This is a genomic window from Mesorhizobium sp. M0862, from assembly GCF_040319795.1.
GTDB lineage: Bacteria > Pseudomonadota > Alphaproteobacteria > Rhizobiales > Rhizobiaceae > Mesorhizobium.
The window spans coordinates 351,245-376,544 of sequence record NZ_JAMYOJ010000003.1 but is presented as its reverse complement, the minus strand read 5'-3'; the positions used below and the strand labels follow the sequence as shown (position 1 = coordinate 376,544).

Annotated in this window: 36 protein-coding genes; 16 read left to right on the top strand and 20 right to left on the bottom strand. The window is 61.0% G+C overall.

All coding sequences use genetic code 11. The annotated features are described in order from the left end of the window. Position 1: 1 nt before the first annotated feature. The 13 genes from NKI15_RS06880 to NKI15_RS06820 are packed head-to-tail and all read right to left on the bottom strand — an operon-like array spanning position 2 to position 11,162. On the bottom strand, positions 2-1,093 hold the full coding sequence (locus NKI15_RS06880) for a phage tail protein (protein WP_352885915.1): 1,092 nt from the start codon (positions 1,091-1,093) through the stop codon (positions 2-4). After that, on the bottom strand, positions 1,090-1,938 hold the full coding sequence (locus NKI15_RS06875; protein WP_352885913.1) for a baseplate J/gp47 family protein: 849 nt from the start codon (positions 1,936-1,938) through the stop codon (positions 1,090-1,092). Before NKI15_RS06875 ends, NKI15_RS06880 begins: the two co-directional genes overlap by 4 nt. After that, on the bottom strand, positions 1,935-2,264 hold the full coding sequence (locus NKI15_RS06870) for a GPW/gp25 family protein (RefSeq protein ID WP_352885912.1): 330 nt from the start codon (positions 2,262-2,264) through the stop codon (positions 1,935-1,937). Before NKI15_RS06870 ends, NKI15_RS06875 begins: the two co-directional genes overlap by 4 nt. A gap of 17 nt (positions 2,265-2,281) precedes the next feature. Further along, complete coding sequence (locus tag NKI15_RS06865; RefSeq protein WP_352447169.1) at positions 2,282-2,854, bottom strand: phage baseplate assembly protein V; 573 nt, start codon at positions 2,852-2,854, stop codon at positions 2,282-2,284. 1 nt (position 2,855) lies between these two features. After that, positions 2,856-3,404 (bottom strand): hypothetical protein, encoded by a 549-nt coding sequence (locus tag NKI15_RS06860; RefSeq protein ID WP_352885910.1) that lies wholly within the window; start codon positions 3,402-3,404, stop codon positions 2,856-2,858. A 3-nt stretch (positions 3,405-3,407) separates the two neighbouring features. Then, on the bottom strand, positions 3,408-3,737 hold the full coding sequence (locus NKI15_RS06855) for a head-tail joining protein (RefSeq protein ID WP_352447166.1): 330 nt from the start codon (positions 3,735-3,737) through the stop codon (positions 3,408-3,410). Between the two features lie 15 nt (positions 3,738-3,752). After that, positions 3,753-4,835 (bottom strand): major capsid protein, encoded by a 1,083-nt coding sequence (locus NKI15_RS06850; protein ID WP_352885908.1) that lies wholly within the window; start codon positions 4,833-4,835, stop codon positions 3,753-3,755. Between the two features lie 32 nt (positions 4,836-4,867). Continuing rightward, positions 4,868-5,515 carry a head decoration protein gene (locus NKI15_RS06845; protein WP_352885907.1) on the bottom strand — a complete coding sequence of 216 codons (648 nt, stop codon included), beginning with the start codon at positions 5,513-5,515 and terminating at the stop codon, positions 4,868-4,870. A gap of 24 nt (positions 5,516-5,539) precedes the next feature. Beyond that, positions 5,540-6,913 carry a S49 family peptidase gene (locus NKI15_RS06840; RefSeq protein ID WP_352885906.1) on the bottom strand — a complete coding sequence of 458 codons (1,374 nt, stop codon included), beginning with the start codon at positions 6,911-6,913 and terminating at the stop codon, positions 5,540-5,542. Then, positions 6,903-8,417 carry a phage portal protein gene (locus NKI15_RS06835; protein WP_352885905.1) on the bottom strand — a complete coding sequence of 505 codons (1,515 nt, stop codon included), beginning with the start codon at positions 8,415-8,417 and terminating at the stop codon, positions 6,903-6,905. Before NKI15_RS06835 ends, NKI15_RS06840 begins: the two co-directional genes overlap by 11 nt. Next, positions 8,417-8,632: a phage head-tail joining protein gene (locus NKI15_RS06830; RefSeq protein WP_023828513.1), complete on the bottom strand. Its 216-nt coding sequence runs from the start codon at positions 8,630-8,632 to the stop codon at positions 8,417-8,419. The genes NKI15_RS06835 and NKI15_RS06830 overlap by 1 nt, the downstream gene beginning before the upstream one ends. A gap of 5 nt (positions 8,633-8,637) precedes the next feature. Further along, a complete protein-coding gene (locus NKI15_RS06825) occupies positions 8,638-10,605 on the bottom strand; it encodes a phage terminase large subunit family protein (protein ID WP_352885903.1) in 1,968 nt (655 codons plus the stop codon). Continuing rightward, positions 10,599-11,162 carry a hypothetical protein gene (locus NKI15_RS06820; RefSeq protein WP_352447160.1) on the bottom strand — a complete coding sequence of 188 codons (564 nt, stop codon included), beginning with the start codon at positions 11,160-11,162 and terminating at the stop codon, positions 10,599-10,601. Before NKI15_RS06820 ends, NKI15_RS06825 begins: the two co-directional genes overlap by 7 nt. 41 nt (positions 11,163-11,203) lie before the next feature. Between NKI15_RS06820 and NKI15_RS06815 the strand changes: the two genes are divergently transcribed. Together NKI15_RS06815 and NKI15_RS06810 are read left to right on the top strand one after the other, a co-directional pair. Next, positions 11,204-11,992, top strand: a complete 789-nt coding sequence (locus NKI15_RS06815; protein WP_352885901.1) for a DUF3489 domain-containing protein — start codon at positions 11,204-11,206, stop codon at positions 11,990-11,992. After that, positions 11,989-12,414, top strand: coding sequence for a DUF7768 domain-containing protein (locus tag NKI15_RS06810; protein WP_352885899.1), 426 nt, complete (start codon positions 11,989-11,991; stop codon positions 12,412-12,414). Before NKI15_RS06815 ends, NKI15_RS06810 begins: the two co-directional genes overlap by 4 nt. Positions 12,415-12,900: 486 nt before the next feature. Here the strand turns inward: NKI15_RS06810 and NKI15_RS06805 are convergent, their stop codons facing one another. Beyond that, on the bottom strand, positions 12,901-13,146 hold the full coding sequence (locus NKI15_RS06805) for a hypothetical protein (RefSeq protein ID WP_352885898.1): 246 nt from the start codon (positions 13,144-13,146) through the stop codon (positions 12,901-12,903). Between the two features lie 120 nt (positions 13,147-13,266). Between NKI15_RS06805 and NKI15_RS06800 the strand changes: the two genes are divergently transcribed. Beyond that, positions 13,267-14,154 carry an ATP-dependent DNA ligase gene (locus tag NKI15_RS06800; RefSeq protein WP_352885896.1) on the top strand — a complete coding sequence of 296 codons (888 nt, stop codon included), beginning with the start codon at positions 13,267-13,269 and terminating at the stop codon, positions 14,152-14,154. A 621-nt stretch (positions 14,155-14,775) separates the two neighbouring features. Here NKI15_RS06800 and NKI15_RS06795 read toward each other — a convergent pair. Next, positions 14,776-15,324, bottom strand: coding sequence for a phage tail protein (locus NKI15_RS06795; protein ID WP_352447151.1), 549 nt, complete (start codon positions 15,322-15,324; stop codon positions 14,776-14,778). Positions 15,325-15,331: 7 nt separating this feature from the next. Continuing rightward, positions 15,332-15,523: a hypothetical protein gene (locus NKI15_RS06790; protein ID WP_352885894.1), complete on the bottom strand. Its 192-nt coding sequence runs from the start codon at positions 15,521-15,523 to the stop codon at positions 15,332-15,334. Positions 15,524-15,983: 460 nt separating this feature from the next. Between NKI15_RS06790 and NKI15_RS06785 the strand changes: the two genes are divergently transcribed. The 13 genes from NKI15_RS06785 to NKI15_RS06725 all read left to right on the top strand — a co-directional run bounded on the left by NKI15_RS06785 (position 15,984) and on the right by NKI15_RS06725 (position 22,460). Beyond that, the gene (locus tag NKI15_RS06785) at positions 15,984-16,205 is read left to right on the top strand and encodes a hypothetical protein (protein ID WP_352885893.1); all 222 of its coding nucleotides are present in this window, start codon (positions 15,984-15,986) and stop codon (positions 16,203-16,205) included. Then, positions 16,202-16,447: a hypothetical protein gene (locus NKI15_RS06780; RefSeq protein ID WP_352885891.1), complete on the top strand. Its 246-nt coding sequence runs from the start codon at positions 16,202-16,204 to the stop codon at positions 16,445-16,447. Before NKI15_RS06785 ends, NKI15_RS06780 begins: the two co-directional genes overlap by 4 nt. A gap of 11 nt (positions 16,448-16,458) precedes the next feature. Next, the gene (locus tag NKI15_RS06775; RefSeq protein WP_352885890.1) at positions 16,459-17,523 is read left to right on the top strand and encodes a phosphoadenosine phosphosulfate reductase domain-containing protein; all 1,065 of its coding nucleotides are present in this window, start codon (positions 16,459-16,461) and stop codon (positions 17,521-17,523) included. A 75-nt stretch (positions 17,524-17,598) separates the two neighbouring features. Beyond that, positions 17,599-18,060, top strand: a complete 462-nt coding sequence (locus NKI15_RS06770; RefSeq protein ID WP_352885888.1) for a hypothetical protein — start codon at positions 17,599-17,601, stop codon at positions 18,058-18,060. Positions 18,061-18,120: 60 nt separating this feature from the next. Further along, positions 18,121-18,309: a hypothetical protein gene (locus NKI15_RS06765; protein ID WP_352885886.1), complete on the top strand. Its 189-nt coding sequence runs from the start codon at positions 18,121-18,123 to the stop codon at positions 18,307-18,309. Between the two features lie 104 nt (positions 18,310-18,413). Next, entirely contained in the window at positions 18,414-18,656 is a 243-nt protein-coding gene (locus tag NKI15_RS06760) for a hypothetical protein (RefSeq protein ID WP_352885885.1), read from the top strand. 12 nt (positions 18,657-18,668) lie between these two features. Next, on the top strand, positions 18,669-19,517 hold the full coding sequence (locus tag NKI15_RS06755) for a DUF6011 domain-containing protein (RefSeq protein WP_352885883.1): 849 nt from the start codon (positions 18,669-18,671) through the stop codon (positions 19,515-19,517). Between the two features lie 1,069 nt (positions 19,518-20,586). Next, positions 20,587-20,796: a hypothetical protein gene (locus tag NKI15_RS06750; RefSeq protein WP_352885881.1), complete on the top strand. Its 210-nt coding sequence runs from the start codon at positions 20,587-20,589 to the stop codon at positions 20,794-20,796. 51 nt (positions 20,797-20,847) lie between these two features. Next, complete coding sequence (locus NKI15_RS06745; RefSeq protein WP_352885879.1) at positions 20,848-21,078, top strand: hypothetical protein; 231 nt, start codon at positions 20,848-20,850, stop codon at positions 21,076-21,078. Next, positions 21,075-21,416 (top strand): hypothetical protein, encoded by a 342-nt coding sequence (locus NKI15_RS06740; protein WP_352885877.1) that lies wholly within the window; start codon positions 21,075-21,077, stop codon positions 21,414-21,416. The genes NKI15_RS06745 and NKI15_RS06740 overlap by 4 nt, the downstream gene beginning before the upstream one ends. An 80-nt stretch (positions 21,417-21,496) precedes the next feature. Continuing rightward, positions 21,497-21,673, top strand: a complete 177-nt coding sequence (locus NKI15_RS06735) for a hypothetical protein (RefSeq protein WP_352885875.1) — start codon at positions 21,497-21,499, stop codon at positions 21,671-21,673. Then, on the top strand, positions 21,670-21,951 hold the full coding sequence (locus NKI15_RS06730) for a hypothetical protein (protein WP_352885873.1): 282 nt from the start codon (positions 21,670-21,672) through the stop codon (positions 21,949-21,951). Before NKI15_RS06735 ends, NKI15_RS06730 begins: the two co-directional genes overlap by 4 nt. Before the next feature lie 299 nt (positions 21,952-22,250). Further along, entirely contained in the window at positions 22,251-22,460 is a 210-nt protein-coding gene (locus tag NKI15_RS06725; RefSeq protein WP_352885871.1) for a hypothetical protein, read from the top strand. Positions 22,461-22,692: 232 nt separating this feature from the next. On the opposite strand, the gene NKI15_RS06720 is transcribed toward NKI15_RS06725, so the two are convergent. The 4 genes from NKI15_RS06720 to NKI15_RS06705 form a co-directional block, all read right to left on the bottom strand. Further along, a complete protein-coding gene (locus NKI15_RS06720) occupies positions 22,693-23,886 on the bottom strand; it encodes an HWE histidine kinase domain-containing protein (RefSeq protein WP_352885869.1) in 1,194 nt (397 codons plus the stop codon). A gap of 314 nt (positions 23,887-24,200) precedes the next feature. Then, a complete protein-coding gene (locus tag NKI15_RS06715; protein WP_352885867.1) occupies positions 24,201-24,428 on the bottom strand; it encodes a DUF768 domain-containing protein in 228 nt (75 codons plus the stop codon). 38 nt (positions 24,429-24,466) lie between these two features. Continuing rightward, positions 24,467-24,751 carry a hypothetical protein gene (locus tag NKI15_RS06710; protein WP_352885865.1) on the bottom strand — a complete coding sequence of 95 codons (285 nt, stop codon included), beginning with the start codon at positions 24,749-24,751 and terminating at the stop codon, positions 24,467-24,469. 236 nt (positions 24,752-24,987) lie between these two features. Then, entirely contained in the window at positions 24,988-25,293 is a 306-nt protein-coding gene (locus tag NKI15_RS06705; RefSeq protein WP_352885863.1) for a hypothetical protein, read from the bottom strand. Between the last annotated feature and the right edge of the window lie 7 nt (positions 25,294-25,300).

Below are 25,300 nucleotides of genomic sequence, written 5' to 3'. Positions count from 1 at the left end.
TTCAGATTTCCAAGGTGAGCGTGACGTGCTGCCGGACGGTGCGGCGGAATGCGAAATCAACCGCAACCGGCCCGAGGGTCATGTCGTCGGCTTCAAAGCCGTCTTCGAATTCGATTTCTTCCGGCTCAAGCCAAAGCTTGCCAGGCTTCGCCGGGTTGACGTTGTGCGCCCGGAACACCAAGGCAACGGAGGCACATTGCGAGCCCTCGCCGTCGCCGAAGTCCGTACGCGCCTCAACCTCAAAAAACACTTTGCCGGGCGCGGCGTCGTGGTTTGCCGTGGTGTCCCGAACTGCCACCGGCCGGCGGTAGCCGATGGCATCCCCGGCGGCATCATAGAAGCCAACGTAAACGGGCAGGCGAGCGATCTGAAAGGCCTTGAACGCCTTGACATCGGTAACGCCGTTCCAAGACACGCCGGGCGCGTTCCAAGGGAAGTTGCCCCACGGCAGCGCACCGCCCAAGGTGACGTTGACGCCGAGCGCGATACGGTCTGCGGTGCCCGCCAAGATGCTGCCCGAGAAGTCTTCGCCGTGACTCCATTTCACGGTTCCGCCGTCAAGACGGATACCGCTATCGTCACCCCAAAGCGAACCGCCCCACGTCTGTTCACTCCACTCAAGAGCGCGGACATTGTAGCCGTGCCATCCCCGGATGAACGCCGAGCGCGCCGGGTCCGAAATCCCGACGATGTATTCGGCGTCGCGAAGCACCGGCAACTCGGCTTCGGGCACCAAACCCATAGCGATCTGATAGCGATTCCATTTGCGGCGGCGGTCGTTCTGATCTTCGATTGCCGGCGCCATGTAGCCGAGCCAGGCAAGCGCCTTGGTGATCGCAAGCGGCGTGCCCCGGACCCGCTGCCACGGTATGCCGGCCTCGATAATCGCGGCATCGTCTTCGAAGAATTCAGAAATCGGCCCGAGGCCGTATTCTTCCACAACCCAAGGCGAGAAGGTCGCCGGGATCTCACCGTATTTCAGGCCCGCGATACTGTCGATGTAGGGGCCGAATTCCGGCGTCCTGTCCAGCACTTCGGAAAGAGCATGCTCAAACGGCGTCGCGTTGTGGGGCAGAAGGTGAAGAGCGCTCAACGCAACCTCCCCACAAAATGCACGGTGACGGTTCCGATCAACGCGGCTTGATTGTCGCCCGCCACAACCGGCGCCGCCGGGGTGACGACCTCAACCTTGGACACGCCTGGGATATGAACCCGCGCCGCAATCCAAGACGGATTGAGGTCGAAGCCGATTCCGCTTTCGTCAAACCAGGCCGAGCGAATGAGCGTTTCCATGGAGTCGATGATCGCGAGCGGGGCGTTCGGCAGAAGCCAGACATTGAGCACGATGTTTTGCGGCGCCTGGGTAGCCGACACGACCTCGATAACGTCATTGATGGCCCGGACGGCTGGCGCCGTCACAGCGGCGGCCACGGCCGCAAGCATGGGATCGTCCGTTGCGCCGCCGTTGACGGAAGAAAGCAGGGCGACTCGAAGCTTCGGCCCGCCGTTCACCTGATAAACGGCCACGTCTTTAACGCGCACGTCTGCGGTGCGGGCGATGAATTTATACCGCTCTTCCGTGCCGCCGGTGGACCGGCCTTGAATCGCCAGGATGGTGCGCGAGCGAAGCGCCGAGTCCGTCTCACCGATGAGGCGAAGCACGTCATAGAAGGCGGCGAGGTGATCGAGGTCGGACCCCTTGGCGAAAAACAGGAGGTTGGCTTTCGCGACATCGTTCGCGCGTTCGCGCAAGACAAGATCATTGTACGAAGACGCCTCAATAACTTTGATCGCCGGATCGCTTTCGAGCAACGCGGAATAGCTCGGATCGATGTCAACAAGCTTGTTGATCGTATTCTGGCGAATTTCTTCGTAGGATAGGCTCGCAATAATCGCCGGGACGGGAAGCCCTTCTAGCGTATATTGCGCCTGGGTCATTTGATGACGATTCCGTTGAGAGAAATGATCTTTCCGTCCGGCAAGTAATCGCCGGTTAGCCCAAATTCTATAACCCCGTCGCCGAGCGGATTAAACGAAGCTTCCCGCAATCGTAGGCGCGGCTCCCATCGCGTCAGCGCCTCGGCGAGGGCCATATAAAGATCAACGGAAAAATCCGCGGTGACGGGGTTGTCGACCAGATTTGGAAGGTCCGAGCCGTAGTCGCGGCGCATCACCCGCGTTCCGATGCGGGTTGAAAGAATGTCCGTTATCGATTGCTTGAGGTGCGCCAGGCTTTCAAGAGGCTTGCCAGTGGCGGCGTTCATTCCGAGCATCGTTCCCCCTACCCCGCAACCGGGCCGGTGTTGCTGCCGCCAGGCTCGACCCCGGTATGCTCATGCGTCTCGGAAATGTCCTTTCCATTGTGCGTGAGCGTGGGGCTTTCGATTTCGATTCCGCCTGGCGCCTTGATCTTGAGCCCGCCGCCGGTGGCGTGTATCGAGGCGCCGCCGCCGATGTTCAAGGCGAAGCTGCCGCCCTCGGCGACGTCCATTTTGTAGGCCTTGGCCTGGTCATCGTACTCAACGACCGTGCCGTCCGGGTAAACCGTCCGGTGAATGTTGCCCTTGTCCGCCGCCTGCTTTTCCTGGGTAGCGATGGAACCCACAATTATGCCCTGCGAGGGGTCGCCAGCGGGCGAGACAAGCACCACTTGCTCGCCAACGTCCAAGCTGTCGTAAGTCTTTGTGTTGCCCGCCCTGGCGCTGGTAAACGGTAGCCAGTCGCTTTCGAACTCGCCGGCTTTGACCCGGTAACGGGCTTTGCCGTGGTCGACCTGCGAAACCTTCCCGATGAGCACGGTGTTTGACAGCCGGCGCTCGATATCGGTGATATCCTTTTCACGGCGCTCAAGCATCTTACTGCCCCGTGATGTCAGTATAATCGGGCTCATGCCCGATGCCGATTTCCGGGTCAAAGCCGAGCATGACGGTCGTCGGCCGCCTGCCGTCATCCGCGATCAATTGCGTGTAATAGATGATGTCGAACGTTAGAATGACGGTCCAAAGCGCGACCTCGCCTTGCTCGGCGAACGCGGTATCCGTCCCGAAAATCGTACACCACTCGACCCGGTTGCCGAGCGTGGGGTTTGCGTGAAGCCAGGTTTCAACCTGATTGGCGCATTCGTCCACCGCCTCGGCGCCGTCATCGCCTACCGCGTAGCATTCAACTATGAGCTTAAGGAAATGGCGGCGGATTCCGCCATCGTGCCGGTGATCCGGGTCGATAACATCGGCGCCGGTGTAGACCACGCAAACCGGCATGATGCGGGCGTCGGCTGGAAAGTCACGGCTGTCGTAAACCCGAGCCTTGGCCCCCGTGGGGAACACAGGCGGGTCGCTGGCGTCTGGCGTTGACAGCAAGGCGGCCACGGCGGCGCGGATGAGCTTTCGCGGGTGCGGGGCCATCGCCTATTTCTTCCGAAGGTGAAGCTTTGTGTTCTTTGAACTGTCGGGAAAGGTGTCGATGACGCGGAAGGAACCGAAGCCGGAAATCGTCACTTCATCCTCGGGCATCGGGTCGAAGCCGAGGTCGGCGTTGCGGACATCGAGCACCGGGATCTTGGAAGTCGTCGGCACCCTGCCGCCGGCCTCAAGCGAAACGTGTTCGTAATCGAAAATCGCGGTGAGGTCCGGCTTGATTTCGCCAGTCTCACCGCGCTTGTAGATGATCGCAACGGCCTCCCCGAACGTATCCCGAACAATGCCGGTCATATCGTCTAGGAGGCCGCTCCAATCCATGGCGAAGCGCCGGCCTTAGCCGGCGGCCTTCTCTTTAGCGGTCAAGAGCATTTCCGGCCGCGTGCAGATGAACAGCGGATAGGAATAGACCTCGGGGCGAACCCAAAAGTTCCGGTCCTTATCGCGGATCAGCATCGCGTAGAGCTTGCGGCCGAGGGTGTTGACCATGTCGAACGCTTCGCCAGGTGCGAAAGCACTCTGGAAAACATCGTTCGCGCCGAGCGGGAAGAATTTGCACTTGGTCGACCGGATGCCGAGGCCGGCTTTCGTGCCCGGTGCGGCGCCTTCATCGAAGTCGTCGCTTCCGCGATAGTTGATGAACAGAATCCCGCCGAAATCGAAGGTGGCATACGAGCCGGCGGCAAGCACGTTCTGCGTCGCCACGCCGAAAGCGCGGTTCAGCGCCTGCGCCTGGGCGGTGTTCAGATAGACCTCGCGAACGCTCTTGTGGCGGGTCAGCTTGTCGAAGAAGCTGTCGCCAGCGAGGCCCACGACCCGCGTGCCGATGGTCCAGGCGCCGCGAGCGGCCTTGGTCATGGTGCGGATGACGGAACGGCAGACGGACTCAACGTCCGTGCCGGGGGTGTCCAGGGCGAAGTCGATTTCGGCGGGAACCGCGATGCCCCATTCCTGAAACCAGTCGACAATAACGGTGCCGTCCGCGTCCAGAACCTTGCCCTGCAGCGCACCAAGCTGCATGTTTTCCCACGTCAGTTCCACGTCGCCGATAAGACGCTGTTCGTACCGGCCCACGTAACCGATCATGGTTTCCAGTTCGGACTCGGTGCCGAACGCGCGCATGTTCTGGATCTCGGAAGCCTTGAGCGTGTGACCCTTGGCAATACGCGAGGTGTCATACTTGCGGAGCGAAGCCCGGTCGGTCTTGCCCTCGGCCAGCGGCGCGCCGCGTTCCGAAGTCTGGATGATGGAAAGGACGTTGCCGGCGCGGCGCTCAACCGAGACGGTTTCCGTGGCAATCGGCACCTCGGAAAACAGGTTGAGCGAGCCGATTAGGTTCGGCTTAAATTCGTAGTCTTCGAGCGCCACGGTCATAGAGACGGCGGAAAACGCGTCGTCGTTGAAGATATCCATATGCATAGTTGCGGTTCCTCGTTTTCCCCGTCGCTGCCTTAGCGAACGATGATGCTTCGTGCGGTAAGGTCCGCGATTGCGGTCGCCTTGTTCGGTGCGGAAATGCCAACGGGCCAGGTGATTTCGGCGCCGTTGATTTCGGTATCCCTCATGCTCACCACGATGTTCTTGTCGGCGGCCGTGGCATCCACGTTGCCGAAAAGAACGGCGCGCGCCTTCTGCGAACCATCCACGGCGGCCGGGTCGTACGGCTTGAATTTCTTGGTGCCGGCCGAAACGGTGATGTTGAAGCCGTCGCCAGCAACCATCGGGGTCGCGCCGACCGTGATGGTAAAGCCGAGGTCATCAGCATACGCGGCGCCGGTCGAACCGGACTTGATCTTGAAGCCTTCCGGGTCGACTACGTCGAACTTGGTTGCTGCCGCGAATTCCACGGAATAGACGCCGACCTTAGCGCCGGGGCCAGGCGCAACCGCCGAAATGGTGGCGTTGCCGGTGTTGCCACCCTTGGCGGCTGCAACCGGGACGGCCGCAACGCTGATCTGGCCGAGGATGGTTCCGTCGACCAGCTTGCCTGAGCCCGAGGCGAGAACGCCGGCCTCGCGGGAACGCATCCCGCCGGTGGCGCCTGCGGCTTCACTCACGATATAGGCGCCGGCTCGGCGGTTTTCATAAAGAACAGTCATTGAGGTCGACTCCTGTTGTCGCGCTTACCGGCGCTTCATTGCCTTTTTCCACGCGGAAGTTTTCTCGCCCGCGTCCAGAACTTTGCCGGTCTTGGGCGTCTCGGCCTTCGGCGCGGCGATGGTGGAAGTGGGCGCGGCATCGCCAGCGGCGGCGGCGTCCAAAACCTTGGAGCGGGCATCGGCCACGCTCATGTTCGTTTTGATCGCCTCACCCACGTTGAAGGTGACGCCGAGGCGGTCGGCCTGGGCAGTGATGGCGGCGAGGCCTTCGCAGCGGGTGCGCTCGGCTGTGGTGGCCTTTTCGGCTTCGGTCGCGTTTGCCTCGGCGGCAACCCTGGCGGCCTCGGCTTCGGCCGCAAGGCGGGCAGTCTCGGCCTCGGCGGCAAGCCTGGCGGTTTCGGCTTCGGCGGCAAGCCGGGCAGTCTCGGCCTCGGCGGCGGCGGTTTCGGCGGCGGAAAGAACCTTGGGCATAAGACCTACCTTTAGTTTCGATTTTGACGACGCTTGAGGCGAAAGAGTTTGCGATTCGTCAACGCTATTCGCGAACGCTTGAAGGGCTTCGTCAAAGCTGCCGGACACATCGGCTAGGCCAGACTCGACCGCGTCAACACCGCGATACATACAAGCTTCCGTAGCACGGATCGCCGCCGCGTCGATTCCACGATGTTGCGAAACAAGCTGCACAAACATTTCGCCGAGGGCGTCAACATCGGCCTGCACCGCTGCCCTGGCGCGATTGCTCAAGGGCTCATGCATGTTGCCATCCGCCTTTTCGGCGCCATAGAAAATATACGTCCAGCGAACGCCGGCCATCTTGTCCGCTTCGCTCACGTCCACATGGGCGGCTAGACAGCCAATTGAACCGACCTCGCCCGTGGTCGGCACCCAAATTTGCGAGGCCGCGCTTGCGATGGCGTAGCCGGCCGAGGCCGCGACTTCGTTGACGTGGCACCAAACCGGCTTGCCGGCTTCCTCGCTTGCGCTGCGAATGAAGCGGGCCAGGTCAAAGCATCCGTTTGCCTCGCCGCCGGGGCTGTCAAGCTCAAGCATGAGGCCGCGAACCGTCGGGTCGTACATGATTTCCGTGACGGCATCGGACAGCGCGGAATAGCTGGTAAGTCCGGACTCCGAATCCAGCCAGGAACCGCGCCGGATCAAAGTTCCGAGGACGGGCAAAACCGCGATGCCATTGTCGGCCATATAGCCGCCGCTACGGAAGGCCCGGCCCTGGCCCGCACGCGCTTCGCGCGGGGCTCGCGGCAACTCATTGGCGGACACCGCCAGGCCGTCCAGAATGCGGGGGCCGATGGCGGTGAGGATGGTGTTCGCCTTGCCGCGATGGATAAGCAGGGGCGTGTCGAAAAGCAGGCTGGCAACTAGCGGGAGGTCACGCGGCATTTGGAAGATCCTCCGGGGGGTTGTCATCGGCCGGGGCAGGCGGCGCGCCTTGCGCCAGGGGCGGCGCGGTGCCATCCGTATCGAACACAAGCGGCATCGCCCGGCCCGCCGCATCGGTGCGCTCGGCCTCGATCTCGTCGTCAACGTCTTCGATATCGTAACCGCGTTCCGCGATTGATTGCGTGCGGCTCTTGAGGCCGCCTTTGATCGCGTCTTTCTCGGCCGCAATATCCTTCGCCGGGTCAAGCCATTCTTGCCGAGGCGGCAGGTGATCGCACTGCCAATATTCGGTCGGGTCTTCGTCATAGCCGGGAAGCTCGATAAGACCCGCCATCACGGCGCGCTCAACAAACGCAATCCACACCGGGCGGCAAAGCTGAAAGATCAAGGTGTTATTCTGCCACTGCGAAATGCGGCGACGGAACGCCACAATGGCGGTGCGGACATTCGAGAAATTGCCCTTGGTCATATCGCCGGTAACGATGGAATAGGGCACGCCGAGGCCGGCGCAAATCTTTAAGATGGTGCGATACTGGAAGGCCTCATATGAGCCGCCCACCTCGGCCGGCGAAGAGAACTTGATATCCCGGTCGTTGCCGAGGTCGATGATTGCGCCTGGCTGGATACCCGCAATCGGGGTGTCTTCGTCGTCGCCGTCATCGTCGTCGTTTACCGTCAACGGGTTTTCGCCACGGCCCACAAGGAAGCCAGCGAAGAGAGCGGCGGTTTTCTTCCGCTCGATTTCGGCGTCGTCATAAACCTCGAGTCCGAAGATTTTGACCAGCACGCGGGCGACGCGCGGGACGCCGCGAATCTGCCCGCTCTGGCGGCCATCGTAAACGTGCAGCACTTCGGCCGCCGGGACGCGGACCCGCTCACGCGCATTCAAGGCGTTCGGCGGGCGGGTGTCGTTCGGATGGAAGCGCCAGAAGTGATAAGCGACGCGGGCGCCAATCGCGTTGAACTCGATACCGGCCACAACGAAGTTGCCGCCAGGAAGCGAGGTGCTAAAGGCGAGGTCCAGCATTTCGGCGGGAAGCATCTGCAATTGAAAAGGCACCGTCCACATATCGGAACGGCGGCGGGCTCGGATGCGAATGAAGCACTCGCCGGCAATGTAGGCCTCGCGGGCGACCTTCTCTTGAAGGCCATAGTAATCGGTCAAGCCCTCGGCGTCGGCTTCGTCCGTCCACTTCATGAACAGCGCGATCAACGCGGCTTTCGCAGCCTTGCGTTCTTTCTTGAGGCGGGGCCGAGGCTTGATGCCATCGCCCACGGCGGCCGAGGTCCATTCGTCAACCGCGTTGCCGGCGATGCCATCGTTTTCGTATAGCCAGCGGGCGCGGGCGACGAGGGTGGACCCGGCGGCGGCGATTGCGACGTTGACATGGTTGCGGGACGGATTGAACCCAAGCAACCGCCTGCCGGTGCCGGCCGCCTCAAATGAATTGTTGCCGCCGCTGCTCAAGCGGAACGCGCTCGCGACTCGGGAAAGAATGCCCATCAATATCCCCGCCTGGCGTCGAGATAGAACACGCGCTTTTTCTTGCTGCCTTCAAGCTCGGCGATTTCGTCTTTGATCGAGTCGAGCGCGTCTTTCATTTCGCCGATGCTGCGATACTGGACGCTCTTGTCGCCGTGGCGAACGATGAGCGCACCGGAACGCATCGCCTTTAACAGCGCCGCCTTTTGAGCCTGTAGCAATTCAAGTTCGGTCATCGCGATCACATGTAAGGGCTGCCGACGACGCGGCGGCGTTTCCGGTTCACCTTAGCACTGGCCTGCGGCGGCTGGATTCCACGATGCTGCGAAACGGCGTCATCTTCGCCAGGGATGGGCAGCGGTTCCGCTTCCGGTTCCGGCTTGTCTAAGCCAAGCTCGGAAAGCATCCGCTTGACCTTGGTGGCCTCACGGTTCAAGACGATGCCGGCGGCGATCAAACCTTGCAATGACGCGTAGGCGTAGACGCGGCAGTCAAACGCCTCATTCCTGGCGTGGTCTGGCTTCCACCAATAGACATCTTTGAAGCCTTTCACGTACCGGGTTTTTTTAACCTCGGCCGTCATTTGATCGAAATAGTCTTTGTCGCGTTCCATCGGGAAGTGACAGGCGCCGGCCCCGCTCACTAGCGGCCCCGTCTTCTCAAGCCGCTTCATGATCGTCTCTTTCGCGGAGTCGACGCCGATGGGGTAAAGGTTGATCCGGCCTTTGTTGTTTCGGGTCGGCCGCTTCGGCCACACCGCCCGGCGCCCCGCGTAGCCCTTGATTCCCCAAATGCGGCGGCCCTCACGCGGCTTGACGAAGCGGTAAACGTCTTGCGTGTTTGCGCCGCCGGTGTCCACGGAGGTCGCCGCTATCGCCATCCCGTTCGGGAAAGCGGGGTGCGGAAAGCGGGTGAGCAAGTAGTCGTCAAGCTGATCCCAAACCTCTTGTTGAGACGGGTCGCCTACAAAGATTTGATAGTCGATCGACCAAGATTCCTCGTCTCGCCCCCACGCCACAACCTCGGCCTCAAGGCGGTCGGGCTGCACGTCAACGCCAGCGGTGAGCAAGGCGGCACCGGCTGGGCAACCCGAGAATACTTCCCGCTTCGCCAAGAGGGTGGCGGGGTCCGCTTTCTCGCCGCCGGTGTCTTCCCACGGCTCGCCTAGAACGGTGTTGACAAAGATCTGTAAGAGGGCGGGGTCGTCTTTGGCCGCCATGAATTCCGAGACGCATTCCGCCCACTTGAACCAAGGCGAATAAAGCGCGGAAAGGTGATAGCTGCGCACGTTCGGCCGGATCGGCGCCGCCGTGGGCACCCATGCGGCGCCGTGCTCTTCGGATAGCAGGAACTTTTTCCGGGCTTCGGTATGCCTGTGCTCGCAAAGCTCGCCGGTGTCCGGGTCTGAGGCCTGGCAAACAAAGGCCGCCGTCTCTGGCTTTCCCGGCTCCCATTTGACGGCGGCCCAAATGATGGGCTGCGCGGTCCCGCAATTCTCGCACTTCACGTTGTAATATCGCTGATCGCCCTCGGCGAACGACTTAGCGATACGGCTATTGAGCTTGAGCTTTGGCGAGGACGTAATGAAGATTTTGCGGCGCGGAAAATTCGCGGTTCGCTTGATCGCGAGCATCGCGGGGTCGCCTTCGTCATCCGCCGAAGCGGGATAGGCGTCGACTTCGTCCAGCACCAAGCGAGACACCGGCGAGCCGCGAAGGCCGGAACCCGAATTCGCGCCGGTCATGAACAAGGCGCCGCCGTCAAAATCCTTCTGCATGACGGTGTTGCCGGAATCGCGGGAACGGGCCGGCTTGATCTTCTCGGCCAGCGCCGGGCTTTCGGAAACCATCGGGTCGATGCGGGTTTTCGAAAACTTTTTTGCCATGTCGATGGTTGGCAAAACGTACATAATCGGGCCGGGCGAATGGTGGATTGTGTATCCGACGAAGTTGAACCCGCCTTCGGAGGCGCCGATCTGCACGCCCTTCATGAGGGCAACGGTCTCAATCGCCGAATAGGTGGACAGCGAGTCCATGATCTCGCGTAGGTACGGGGTGCGCGAGGTCCGCCACTTGCCAGGCTCGGAAGACGAAACCGAAGTCAGATGCCGGTGTTCGTCCGCCCATTCCGAAACAGTAAAGGGCGGGTCCGGCTCGATAGCCGCGACGCCTTCCTCAAACAGATATTGATATGCGCCCTCGGCTAGCACTCGGCATCCCCGAAGGTGCCCGCTTCCATCGGCGCCCGCGTCTTTGACAACTCGGCCAGGGCGAGGCGCATGTGCTCTTCAAGGGTGCCGGCCAGCTGGACCGGGTCGGCTTCCACCACGGCCGCGATATCGGATGCGTAGCGGTTCGCAAAATTCAGCATCGCCGCTCGGAAGACGCGCATAAGCGAACGGATGGCGCGGCGGGCTTCCTCGCGGTCGACCGTGGTTTCCTTAAGCCGCTCAAGATTGATCTTGGCGGCCTCAAGGTCGACTTGCATCCGCTCGACCTTGAGGTCGTATTCGCTGGTTTCCTCGGCGCCCTCGGCGGCCTCGCGAAGCTTGGAGGTCTTCGCCGCCGGCTTCCGCCGTTGCTGGTTTGGATTGCTATTTGCAAACCACTGGACCCGAGCCGCCACCGAATCGACCGAACCATCGGGGAAGATGGATCCGGCGAGGCTTCCGCGCTGCACTCTTTGGCGCACCGCGTTAGGCGTAACGCCCATTTCGCGGGCAAAAGCGGCTAGGCTGATGCCGTCCAGTTTTTTCCTGCCGCCCACTTTTTTGATCCTAGCTATATACACCACGCATATTGCGCGCTATGTGTCGTTTGCGAATTGCAAACACTCTAGCTGAATCGGAACCGACAATGAAGTCGTACAATGTCAAGTCAAATGCGAAGCGCTTTGCCAAACAACTTGCCGCAAAGTTTCCTGGCTATAGCCCCGATGAACCGGCCGAGGTGAGCCCCGGCGCAAAGGAATGGTTCCCCGCCCTGGCTGCGCCGTTCAAGACGATGGCCGCCGGCATCCCCGAAGAGATCAGTTCAACCGCCTACGTCAACGGCAAGAGCCATGAGGCCGCCGCTACCATCGCCGAGGCCGCCCCCGTCATGACCCGCATTCAAGCCGAGGTCGCCAAGGTGGCGGCGATGACTCCGGCCGAGGTGAAGGGCGCCAGCAAGGCGAACAAAGCCAAGGTGAGGGAAGCCCGCAAGGTCACTGCCATTCGCGGCGGCGACACCGGCGAGGGCGTAGAAACGACAATGACCATCGCAGCGATGAAAGCGGCGGTCGCCGACCTCCCGCCCACGAGATCGACCCCGGAGCAAATCGCGGAACGCCGCGCCGCTCGCGCCGCTGCCCGTGCCGCCAACCCGAAGCCGGCTAAGGTGGCGAAGGCAACCAGGGCGGACACGATCATTGCGCTTGTGTCTCGCCCGAACGGCGCGACCTCGGCGGAACTACAGGCCGCCACGGAATGGCAACCCCACACCTTGCGCGGCTACATCGCCGGCACGCTTCGGAAGCGCGGCCACAACATCGTTCTGGTAAGGATCAAGGGCGAAGAAACCCGCTACATGATCCCGGCGGCCGAGGTGGAAGCATGAGCGGCGCCGCGATTTGCAAGACGTGCGGCCAGGGCGTGGACCTGGCCGGCGTTCACGACTGCCCCGGCCTCGGCGCCGAGAAGGCGTTTAAGTGGCGGCTGGTCATTCTGGAGTCGCCCTATGCCGGCGACATCGACAAGAACGTGGCCTATGCTCGGGCCGCGATGCGGGATTGCCTGGCGCGAGGCGACGCCCCGGTGGCAAGCCATCTGCTTTACACGCAACCCGGCGTATTGAATGATAGCCTGCCGTGGGAGCGCAAGCGCGGCATTGATGCCGGTTTGGCTTGGGGCAAGGTTGCCGAGGCGAGCGTTGTCTATACCGATATCGGCATATCCAAAGGCGTGGCCCTGGGTATCGAGCGCGCCTTTGCCGAAGGCCGCCCGGTCGAGTGGCGAACAATCGAAGGGTGGCAGTCATGACGCCGGCACAAGCGCGAGTCCTTCGCACCCTTCCCGAAGAGTGGGCGGACGTGCCCGAGGGCGCGGACCCCATAGAACGGGGCGAGGTCATCTTTCTCGGGTTGGTCAAGCTCGGGCTCGCGGACATGAGGCAAGCCCCGGCCGGCGAGGTTGACTTGAGCGCGGGGCCGGCGCCGGCTATCCGCTGGCAGCGCAAGATAACCTCGGCGGGCCGTGCCGCTCGCGGGGTGACATCGTGGAAGGCGAAGAGCATGGACCCCTCGCTGTAAGGCCGGGTGACCGGAACATTTCTGCCGCAAAAAGGTTGGGCTTGCGTAGTAGGCGAGTCATGGAAAAAGAGCGCAAGCGGATAGAGGTTGAAGCCCTCGCCTCCCGATTGGCGAAAGAGACCGGCATTTCGGTACAGGAATCTTGCCAGCTCATTGAACTGATCGGCACCGACTGGAATTCGCTACTTCGTGAGGCACGGAATCTTAACAGAGGCCACTAGCCGTCAGCAATACCGGCACGCCGCAGTAGTTCCGCCTCGTCGGTAATTCCATTTTGAAAAAGGAGGATGACTCCCCAAGCCAGGACTTCCATTTTTTCACTGTCTTCTCGGGCGATCCCGCGCTCGCCGCTCAAACGGTCTAGCACCCGCTGAAGCAAGTCGAGATCCTTGGGTTCGAATACCCCGCGGTAACTTTCTAACGGCATCGCCGGCCCCTCTACACCGCTATTGGCTTTACCCACGAGGATCGCGGTGCAAAGTCAATTCACCGTGATTAGGGCGTCCCTCTCATATGAGGGGTAAAAGGTTTCGGAACCATTTTAGCTAATGCTGAATTGAGTCGCGGTCCCGTGAGTCAGTTCATGCGTTTAGCGTTCATCCCGCCGATGAAACCAAAGCTTGTCGATAGTCCACCGCTCGGCGACGGCTGGACCCATGAGATCAAGCTAGACGGCTACCGAACTCAAATCATCATCGAAGCCGGCGAGGTCCGCGCCTACTCAAGTAGCGGCGCGGATTGGACGAAGAGATACGCCGGCATCGTTGAGGCCGCCCGCGAGCTTGAGGTTGAGTCCGCGATCATCGACGGTGAGGCCGTTGTTACCGATGCCAAGGGCCGGCCCGATTTCCAAAGGATGCAAAGCGTGGTCCACAAAGATCCTTTCGCCTCCATCCTCGGCGCCTTTGATCTTCTCCACCTCAACGGCCACGACCTCCGCGACATCGGCTCTAAGGCCCGGCGGGAAATGCTGCATAGCATCGTGAAGCCTGGCACCCGGATTCAATTCAGCGAGGCGCTACCAGGCGAGGCGAAAGCGATCTTCTATCTGGTCGAGCAAGCCGAGCTTGAGGGCGTCGTTTCGAAGCGGGTCGATAGCAATTATCGAAGCGGCCCGACCACGAATTGGTTGAAGACGAAAAGTTATATGTACAGTGATCTTGATCTAATCGGATACCAGCGGGAAACAGGCAAGGCGGCTCAAGGCTTGTTCGCGGAACCGGGAACCGGACGCTACGTAGGAACCGCTATGATCACCCTCGGCCGCGACATGCGTGAACGGCTTTGGCAGCGGGTCCAGGCCAGGGCCGGCGGCGCGGCGCCCGAAGCGCTCGGGAAGAAACGCGACGCCTCGATACAATGGATCAAGCCAGGGGTGCGCGCCACGGTGAAGCATCTGCGAGGCGAAGAGATCTTGCGGCACGCGTCCGTCAAGGCGTTGCTAGAGGATGGGGAAGAGGGCGGCGGTTAGCAGGATCAAGAACGCATCGCGTAAAAGAGATTCGTGTCAACGCGTTTATCCACAAGTTATAATTTGCCTGTGGATGCTTGTGTGGGTCTGTGGAAGGCGGGGGCTTGGAACGATTGTTTGCATACTCGACGGCCTCAGGGGGTATTTAGGGAGTCATCTTCAACAAAAGGGATTCCCTAGATGACGCCGCTTCAAATCTCCTACCTGATGATCGCCGCCTCGTACCTGGCTGCTGCCTATGCCCTCTATTCGTCTCACTAGCGGGCGAGCATATCGCCCGGCGCCAGCGCTCGCGACCACGTCACAGCCTCAAGCGATTGATCCCGTTGAAGGATTCCGCCGGGGAAGAAAGCCCGCGGTTCTTTGATGCATTCGCAAAAGCGATGGTTTGTTATCGGAGCGAATAGTTCGGATATGCTTTCCGGGATTTCTGTCGCTAGTGAAAACGTGCGATGCAGCGCTCCCCTCACATGGCGGCGGGGGAGGAAGTACCTTTTGATTTTATAACCGCTTGATATCATTACGCTTTTGACTTTGGCATCATCATGCATTGATCGTAGGGCAGGGAGGCCGGGGCAGCGCCGTAGCGCTTGCCCTAACTCATCAACGTTTGTGATGCATTCAACCTCGGAAGGCGTAGCGCTTAAGCTGTCGCACTACGTTCGTGGTGAGCTTGGCCTGTGCGTCTGCCTCGATCTCGCCCATTGTGATGGCCTGCGACATCACCTGGGTAACGCCGGAGCCCCATAGCTCTTTGATCGGGTTTCGTTTCTTAGTTTCCCTCACAAACACCCCCTCATGCCCCGACCGCATGGTGGCGATGAACGTATGTTTGTAGAGCTTTCTAACCCCCCACGCGTTCGCGGTTGTCCCGGCCTTGGTTTGCCTGGCCGCGAACTTGATAAGCGCTATGGGGCGGCCTGAGCCTCGGACAGTAGCGCTTAGCGTTTGTGGGGTGGAATGCGGATAGATGCGGATTGAGGGATCAACATCACCACGCTTAAGCCCGCCCTGCTTAGCAACGATGCGGGCCGCGAAGGTTCGGACTTGCTTCGCAGTGGTGTTGACGCTCACGGAAAGCGCTTGGTTCAACCTCGGGGGTTGAAGCTTTCGCATGAGGGCGCGAACCTCGGCAGTATTCCAGTCCGCGCGGATCTCAAGGTCGGACATTCCGCCCTTACTTCGCCTTGCCCTTGGGGGCGTCGAGCACGGGCGCCGCCTTAACTGCGACCGCCTCTTCGGCCAAGGCACCGGCGCGGCGCAAACGGTCCAACGTACCGGGGCCGATGTTCGAAGGCACCGGCCCTTTCAGGAACTGCCTCGGGTTGCCGTGGTCGGAAACAACCATGTTGCGGATGAGGTCAGCCATTGCGGGAATCCTTTCGGGCGAGTCGGGTGAGGCGCCCATTAAGCAAAAACGTTTGCGCTTCGTCAACGCCTCAACGCTTCGCGGGGCGTGTATGGATGGGCTTCGGCTTCATACACCTTCCATACACCCTAAACATAGGCGTTAAACCCCTGATTTATATATATATATTTATTTGTATAGAAATATATAATAATAAGAGGCCTTATTACACCTATGTCTATGCGCATCCGCATTACGCTATGCATGTATAGCTCTATGTTTTCGGCCAAAATTCCATAGCTGAAATAGTCGCAATGATTTCAATGGGTTGATTGTATTTTCGGCTCTATGAAAGGCACTATAAACCGCGATCTATGGATTTTCAGGCCAGAAATCGGACCTCGGCCCGCGAAACCCTCTTGCATCCTCGATATTCGCAGCGTATATCAACGTTGACGAAACGCAAACGAAGGCCGCCCCGATGATTTACTTTTCTCACCCTGCAGCCTGTCCGAACCGCGCCGCACTTGCCAAGATGACGAAGGGCGAGGCCGCCGCCTGGGCCGCCCGCGCCTCGACCCACTGCATGGAAGTTTCCCGCCTCGCCGAAATCGAGACGTTCTTTAGCCTCTCCCGCGCCGAGACAAACGCGCTGCACGCCGCCGCTGTCACCGCTCTTGTCGCTTCCAAGGTGTCCGCATGAGCCCGAAGACGGCCGCCGCCCTCGCCGAGATCGAGGCCGCCGTGCGCACCGGGCAGGCCCGTCTAGTGCCCGCGCTGTTCTCATGGCAGTTCGGCCGCGCCGCATCCGCCGCCGCGTTCCGCGCCGCCAAGGCCGCCGGCATTATCGAGGTCGCTTACACCTCCGTTGCGGGAACACCCGTCTACCAGGCCGCCGGGATCAATGCCGCCCTTGCCCTCTTCGCCACCTCAACCAAGCACTAGGACGCCTCGCCATGAACCCCGCATCAACCGGCGAAATCGACGCCCTTATCCTGGCCGGCTCGCCTGTAGCCATCGGCGTATCTGGCGGCAAAGACAGCCAGGCCGCCGCCCTGGCCACTATCGCGTACCTTGACACCATGGGCCACACCGGCCCCCGCGTGCTTATCCATGCCGATCTAGGCGAGGTCGAATGGAACGACTCGTTTCCGGTCTGCGAAGCGCTCGCCGCTCACCTGAAAATTGAGTTGATCGCTGTGCGACGGAAGGCCGGCGGCCTCATGGAAAGATGGGAAAGCCGTTGGCAGTCCAGCGCCACCCGATACGCCGAGCTTTCCACCGTCACGCTTGTTCCGTGCTGGTCGACGCCTGGCATGAGGTTTTGCACCTCGGAACTAAAGACCCATCCAATCACGGCCGAGTTGAAGCGGCGTTTCAAGCGCCAAACCGTTATCAACGTGACGGGCGTTCGCCGCGCCGAAAGCAGCGCTCGCGCGAAGTCCACCATTGCCAGCGAAGACAAGGGCGGCCAGCTATGGCACTGGCGCCCTATCGCGGATTGGAGCGTTGCCGAGGTGTTTGACGCCATCGACGCCAGCGGGTTAGCCGCTCACCCCGCCTATCGTGATTTTGGCATGAGTCGCGTTTCCTGCCGCTTCTGCATCATGTCAAACCTAGCCGACATGACGGCCGCCGCCGCGCAACCGGAGTCGCATGACCTCTACCGCCGGATGGTAGCGCTTGAGGCCTGTAGTTCCTTTGCCTTCCAAGGCACCCGCTGGCTAGGGGATCTCGCGCCGCATCTTTTGGACGCCTCGGGGCGCGCGGCCCTGGCCCATGGCAAGAGCGTCGCGGCGGCTCGCGTCCAGGCGGAAAAGCGAATCACTATGCCAATGCTCTACGTCAAGGGCTGGCCGGTTCGCATGTTGACGGATGACGAAGCCGACACCCTGGCCGGGGTCCGCCGCGAGGTGTCCGGCTTACTCGGGCTCGCCTCGGGGTGCCTCGACCGCGAAAGCATCCATGCCCGCTACGCGGACCTCTTGGCATCGAAGCCGACAGAAAAAGATCATTTTTAGAGCGTTTGCGTATTGCAAACGCGATATTCGTGACGTATATCAGATTTATCGAAACCGCGAACGAAGGAAGCCCCGATGCCCAAGACCATTTACACCGCGATTGACCCGGCCGGCGTTGAGCACAAGCGCACCACTGCCGACCGGACCTACACTCACACCGTTGTTTTCCAGCGGTCCAAGGCCGCCGCGATTGAAGCCGCTACCGCGAAGAGCGCTCGGGGCTTCCATGCCAATAACGGCCAATATTACCTCGATTGCATCCGCGACGGCCGTCACTCAAACCTCATGAGCTTTGAGCACTACCGGAACGATACCGACCGCCAGGCCCGCGACGTCGCCGAGGCCATCGAACACCTTTCCGGCGTCACCACGGCCGCCGAGTTCGCCGATGCTAAGGTCGCCGCTCACGTCGCCCGTATCGAGGCCACCGACTGGACGATCTGGCATAATGCGGGATGGTGCGGCCGTCACGACCTCGCCCTCAAGCTCGCCGCGAAAGCCTCGGGCGCCGTCATCCTTCCCGCGATCCAGAAGTGAGCCCCACGGGGCGCCGGGGGCCATCCTCGGCGCCTACTTACCCCGACCAGGAGTCCAGCCATGGGAAACCCTACATTCCGCCGCGTTGTCCGCCTTTGGGATGACGCCACCAAGAGCATCGTTACCCGCGAAATCGAGATCAACATTGACGTTGACGCGGTGGCGCTGGCGCTCGCGAAGAAGGCGATCAAGAACAAAAGCAAGAAATCGAAGCTGATAGCCGGGGACATCGTCGGCGCGCTCGTCTGAAAAAAGATCAGGCTCTTACCGTTTGCATATTGCAATCATGATATTCGCTATGTATATAGATGTTGTTGAAACGTGAACGAGGGACGGACATGAACGGAAAAGCAATGGGCCGCCACGCTGCAACCATCGCGGCCTATCCGATCAAGGCCGCGCTCGGCGGCGGATTCCGCGGCGTCTATTTCAACCGCATCACGAAGGAGCGCACCGCCTCCGAGGCTTTCGGCTCTCTTGAGGCCGCCCGCTTTTGGGCGAAGACCGAAGCCCACACCCGCCATGACGCCGAGGGCTACGCCCTGGCCGCCTTGAGCCGGCGCGGTGAATACGAAGCCAACGTTTGGACCGCTTAAGGGGGAACGACCATGATCGATTTCAACGACCTCGATACCGACCCGAACGCCTCGGCCCCGCTGGCCTCGACCTCGCCCGAGGCGATCCGCGCCGCCGCTCACCTCGCCAACGGTGGCGACGCGGTGTTCCCCTGCCCGAAGTGCGGCGGAACCGGCATGTGGCGCGGTATCCGTACCTGTTTCACATGCCGGGGCAAGCGCACGGTGTCCAAGGGTGTCGCCGCCGCCGCTAAGGGCAGGGTGACGAAGGCGGTTAACCTCGCCGCTGCCAAGGCCGAGTTTGAAGGTTCGAACCCTGCCCTCATGGGCGACCTTCGCGCCATCGCCTCTTGGCATACCTTCGCCCGCGAATTGCTCGGCAAGTTCGATCAATACGGCTCGCTTACAACGGGCCAGGTTGTCGCCGCGCTGAATTCCCTGGCGAAGGTGAAGGAAAAGCAGGCCGAGCGCGCCGCCGTACGCAACGCCGAGAACGCCGGGAAGTCCGGCGAGGTCGGAATTGATCGTATCACCGCGCTTTTCGCCACCGCCACGGCCGCCGGCCTCAAAAAGCCGGTGTTCCGCACCGAACGGCTTATCATCAAGCCGGCGAAGTCTCACCCCGGCACCCTCTACGTTACCGACAAGGCCCTGGCCGGTGAGTATGTCGGCAAGATCGTTGCCGGCAAGTTCGAAGCCCGCCGGGAAGCGAAGCCGGACACCCTGGCACTGCTTTGCGCCATCGCAGCGGACCCGATGAAAGCGGCCACCGAATACGGCCGTAGCACCGGGGAATGCGGTTGCTGTGGCCGCGAGCTTACCGACCCCGCATCCGTCAAAGCCGGCATCGGCCCGATATGCGCAACGAAGTGGGGCATCTAGCCCCACGCTCGGCGCCCGAACCCATTAACTCAAAGGACCCCCAAAATGCTTTCAACCCATTCTCTCCGCGTGCTTGTCGCTTGCGCATTTTCCGGCACCGTGCGCAACGCCTCGGCTCGGATAGTTAGGGCGCCGGCTCAAGTATGGAGCGGGCATACCGCCGTAGTCTACGTGGTCGGCGGCGGCGGATGCGTCGCGCTATCCCGCGTGGTGACGCAACGTAAAAATTAGCCCTAGCGAAAGTATTTGGTCTAATCACGAATTGTTGGAAAAGTACCGAAAGCTAGACGATCCTAGTTGCGGCGCTAAAAATACCTGTTAGAAGCCGCCTCGGGTATAGCAACCCGGTCAACGACACTGCGGCGTCACTTCCCGGCGCCCTATTTCGCGTTCAGCTTGCTTTTAGCTGCGCGCACGCCTGGCGCAGGCCGGGGGCGGTGCGGATGTCCAGCCTTCAAGCTAAAGGCGCCCCGGCTCGTCGTTTCGATAAGTTGCTGTCCCCCGGCTCGCCGCCCGATGGACGCGGCACATGGATCATACAAAACGTACGATCATTCGTACAAAACGCGTTGACTCTCATCGCGTAGTGCGTTCTCATTGTGTTCTCGTAAATCAATTTCCAGAAAGCCCCGCCAACATGTTGCATACCCTTCTCGTTGCCGCCGCAGCGTATTCGAAACCGCGCCTCGCGTTATGGCTTCACCTTGCCGGCACATTCGTGCCGGGTGGCGCGGCGCCGTCACTCATAGAGCTACCGCTTGATATAGCGACGGGCTTTACATACCGGGCCAGGAACGGCGCTAAGGTGGGGCCGCTTCGGCCATTCCGCGACGAGGAAGACGGCCCCCATACCGATGCCGCCGGCCGTTCCGCTTGGTTCATTGCCGAGGGTGTCGGCGCCTTCGATGGATACGGGCGCCACCTGTCAGGGCGGCGTTGTGACAGTCCCCACGACCTAGTTTCATCGTGGAGGCCAGAACCCATTGAAATAGATCAATTATCGGCGCTTCACCCCTTGCACTTCGATATTCGTGGCGTATATTCGCATTGACAACGCGAAGGGAAACCGATGACCACTTTCGAAGCCGGCAAGACCTACAAGACCCGCTCAATCTGCGACTCCAATTGCTGGTTTTCGATAACGGTTGCCTCGCGCACCGCCAAGACGATCAAGACCACCGAAGGCAAGACGCTTCGGGTCGGTTCCTACGATGGCGCCGAGACGGTGAAGCCGTGCGGTTCCTATTCGATGGCGCCGGTTATCTCGGCGGACAGGTGAGGCGGCGCATCGCCTCGCCGAAAGTGCCGAGGCCATTTTCAAGAGGTTTACATGACTGACCCGGTACTAACCCGCACTCTAACCGTATCGAGCCGGCTCTACCGCGCCGCGCTCGACGCCGCTCATGAGTTGACGGAAGAACTTTTCATCAACGAAAAGGACGCCGACATGGATTTGACGCGAGAACAATGGGAGGCGATGGCGCCCGTCGACGGCGGCCCCTCGGAAATCTTGTTAGAGCTTCGCGCCGCTCTGGCCGAAGAGAAGGCGAGGCAGGCATGATCGCGCTACCCGATGCCCCGTTGCCGTGGCGCCTGAATACCGCCCTCGGCGTTTCCGAGCTGGTCGACGCCAATGGCGAGCCCGTCATTCTGTCCCATGATGACGGGCTGTCCGCGCCCGCCGATGCTTGGGCGTTCATCCTGGCCGCCGTCAACGCGTACGCCTTCAAGAGTGACCGGCACACCGCCGCTGGTGTTCTTGTCCCGAGGCGGCCCGACCTCCAAATGGATGCCGCGTTTATCGGCTACCTCAACGAATGCGAGAGGCGGAAGATGATGCCGACGATTGCAGCGCTTTGGCCCCGGCTTCTCGCCGCCGCTTTGAAAGCTGATCGCTAGGCCTCCCCCTTTTTTCGTCTCGACGTTTGCAGAATGCAAACATAGTGATATTCGTAGCGTTATCGAAACGGGAACACCTCATGAGCAATCATCACCACTTCACAGACGCCGAACTAGCCGAACCCGAAGCCGGCGCCGCCGACTTCGCCCGCGCCGTGCTCGCCATCGGCGCCGGGTCCGTTGGCCTCGCCGTATTCTTCGCCACTTTCGTTTTCGGGCTCCCCCTCGGCGCCCTGTTCATCGGGGGCCAGCTATGAGCGAGGCCGTTCTGTTCGGCCCCGCCCGTGAGGCCTTGGTGTCCGCCCGCTTCGACTATGGCTGGCGCCCCGCGCCTGGCTTCACCCGTGAGCGCATGGCCTGGGAGACACCCCAAGGCGAGCGCATCGCCCACGTCGCCCGCCTCAACGGCTTACGGCACTACGCCCCCGGCCTGCGCGTCTACCTGGCCCCCGGCTGCGACCCGGATGACGTCGCCGAGATCCGCTTTGAAGGCCGCACAGGCCGCCTCATCATCGTAGGGGAACCCACACCATGAACGCACCATCAAGCCGTGCAGGAATCCTTGAGAGGCGCCGGCTTACGACTCCAAGGAGTCGCCATACCCGGTTTCCACAGCGGGCCATTCCCCTACGGCTGGGTAGCGCCAAATGCTTAGTTGCGAAATTGCTAATATCAAATACGTTAGGCACTGCGGGAGGGACGATCCAATCAAAACCCGCTGACCGGTGCGGCCTGTACCCCCGAACGAGAGCCCCGGGCCGCACCGGCTATTCCCTCATCATTTGAAGCCGCCAGATATCGCCCTATGTGCTTACCGCAGAGCACTTGGGTGGCATGGCCGAACTGACTAACGCCGCAGAAATGGCGACCGCTGCGGGCATTGACCCGGAGACGTTTCGCGAGGCTTTGCGCGATTCAGACTTCCCGTGGCACAATCCCCCTGACGACTGGACGGTGGAAATTGATAGCCGCCAGCATGAGGCAATGCGCACCGTGTTGCTGATAGTCCTCCTGAAGCGGAAAAGCCTCAAAACAAAGAAATAGGACCTAGGTTTGTCAACGACATGATCGCCGATTAATGGGTCTGTTTGTGTGGGAGCGTGAGGCATGTCCGCTATCCGTCGTACTGCAGACTTAAACTGGACATCGCCTCAGGTCCGAAACGGGCCAAAGACGGAGCCTACTAAGCCCGACAAGCTGTCTTAGTCGTGTGCGCATTGTCGAGCGAGACCCTCGATGAAGCGCCACTGTAGCACCGCGCGGCGGTATCAGGGCTTCAGGTTGATAAGTTCTGGATCGGCAAGTTGATATCGACTGATAGTCCGTCAGGCCGCCAATCGTAATCGAGCGTGCCACCCAATTCGCGGACGATGGTGTTGTGGGTGAGCGTACTGCCGAACCCCTTCCTGATCGGTGCAGCCATGATCTGCGGGCCGCCGTTTTCCTGCCAGTGCAACAGCAGATACTCGTCTTTGCGTGTCCATGACACGTTGATCCTGCCTGAGCCGAGCGTCAGCGCTCCGTGTTTGGCGGCGTTGGTCGCGAGTTCATGGAAGACCATCGCCACGCCATTCGTGGCACGATCACCGAGGTGGACCGGCGGTCCATTGATTTCGAAGCGGCTAAAGGCCGAATCTTCGTGCGGGTTGAGGATCTTCCGGAGAAGCTGGTCGAGTTCAGTCCGTTCGCTCACCGTCTCGTCGCCGATCTGACGCCTGACGAGGTCGTGGGCCGCCGCCAGCGCATGGAGGCGGCCGGAGAGAAGTTCCGACATCTCGGCTGGTGAGGACGCAGCCTTGGCGCTGACCCGGATCATTCCATAGGTGACGGCGAAAAGGTTCTTTACCCGGTGGTTCATCTCGCGCGTCAGCGTCTGCTGATGCTCCAGTGCCCGCTTCAAGTTCTGCTCAGTCTGTTGCACGTGAAGCGCGATGCCGACGAACGAGGCGAGCTCGGTCATGACCCGCGCATGGCCGCTGTCATAGTAGTCCTCATCTTGCGAAACCAGCCACAACGTCCCGACTGGTTTCACGCTGCCAACATAGAGCGGCACGAGCAGCAATTCTGGCAGCGAAATCTCCGCATCCTGAAGCCACGTGTAGGTCCTCTCAGGACGCTTGCACAAAACCGGCGAGTTGCGGTCTAAGGTCACGCCGCAAGGCGAAAACATCCGGGGCGTGGTTTCACCGGTGAACTTCTCCAGGCGGCCACGCAGGTGATGCCAGCGGAAAATGCCCGGCGCTGGGTCCGGTTCGAACAGACTGAGGCCGCCGGTGACACTCCCGGTCATCTCCAGCGCCAAGTCAACGAGGCGCGGCATGATCTCGCCGGGATTGTCAGCCATCCGCGCGGCGAGGTCCTGTATCGCCAACTTTTCCATGAGGTAGTCCGTTGTTTTGGGCGCGCGACGGCTTAGCTCACCGGTGATGTATACATCGGCCGAAGCCTCAACTTCCTGCAACATTGTCATGAGCGCCCCTCCTATGGAGGCCGATTTCACCCTGCGCTACTTAACCCGAATAGGCGAATCTTTTGATTTCACGGGCTCACCGCATCATCGGCGGGAGCGCAACCATCACGGTACATCGGTAGAGCCATCGTTCCGGCCCGAAAAACTAAGTCAGGCAGCCGACTTAAGCTGAGCAGTATTGACCATTTGTGAGATATCAATAAGAGCGGCGTTTGTAGGTGAAGAGTTGGACCGGAAACCGTGGTGCGCCGCCGTGCTGCCTTCATCAAACTTGCAGCCATTCGGATTTGGCTGCGCGCTTATGAGTCCACGCCCTAGTCCGTGATGCCGGGGGTTTGATAATGGACGATGGCGTCGAGGATGGCTTCGTAAACGCTGCCGCCGACACCCTCGGCGACCTCGGCGCCGTCAATCCCTTCGCCTTGCGCGTCATGGAAAAGCTTTTCGGTTGCCTTGCCCACCGATATGATATCTGCCCCCACCAAGGTCGGCAGGTTTTCCGCAAGCCACCGATCAAGGAAATCTATACCCCGTGCGCTCATAGGGCTTCAACTTGCACGGTGCAGTTAGGTTCCGCACGCTACCATTCGGCGACATCAATACGTCCATCATCCCTAAATGTGACGCGGTAGGCGAAGTCGGCGAAGACATTGTCGGTTCCGTCATCGGGGCCGCAATGCACCTTGACGACATCGCCTCGGGCGTTCTCACCTTTCTTCCAGGCCATTTTAGCCGCCGGGCAGTTGAACCCGGCGTTCCGAATGACCAGGGCCGCACCTTTCGCCATGTCCGGGGTGAGCTTCATTTCTTCGGCCGCCGCCGAGGTGGCGGCTATAGCGAAGAGGGCGGCGAGGATCTGTTTCATCGGTCGAGCGTAGCGTCGATCCGGCACGGCGTGCAAGGTCGATGCCTTCGGCATGGTTTACAAGCCGGCTCAGGTCAGCATGACGAACCGCCGGCCTAACGGGCGTGAACCGATCGCTCTACCAGGCTGAGCTACCCCGCCGCTACCTAAGTCCGAGTCGTTTGCTTTTTGTGAACGCCAAACGAAAAACCCGGCATCGCTGCCGGGCTTACTCCGTATCCTGTAAACCGCAGCGGTCAGGCTGGCCAAGGTACGGCATAGGGGCGGTGCGGGCCGGCGGCCGGCTTAGTGAGACGGTAGACCGCGAACAGCATGACAGCGGCGCCGGTGACGGCAACCGCTGGAATTCGTCGGACATCGTGCAAGACGCGGACGACGTCGAAGTCGGCGGCAACGGCAAGCGGCGCCGGGCTCGGCGGGTGTTCCTGTTGGCGGGCGGCGGTGGCGATGGTGACGCGGTCGAACTCGGCGGCCGGCGCGGAACACGCCGAGAAGGCGATCATTGCGACGGCAAGTGCAGACAGAAGGAATCTCTTGGTCATATCGGTT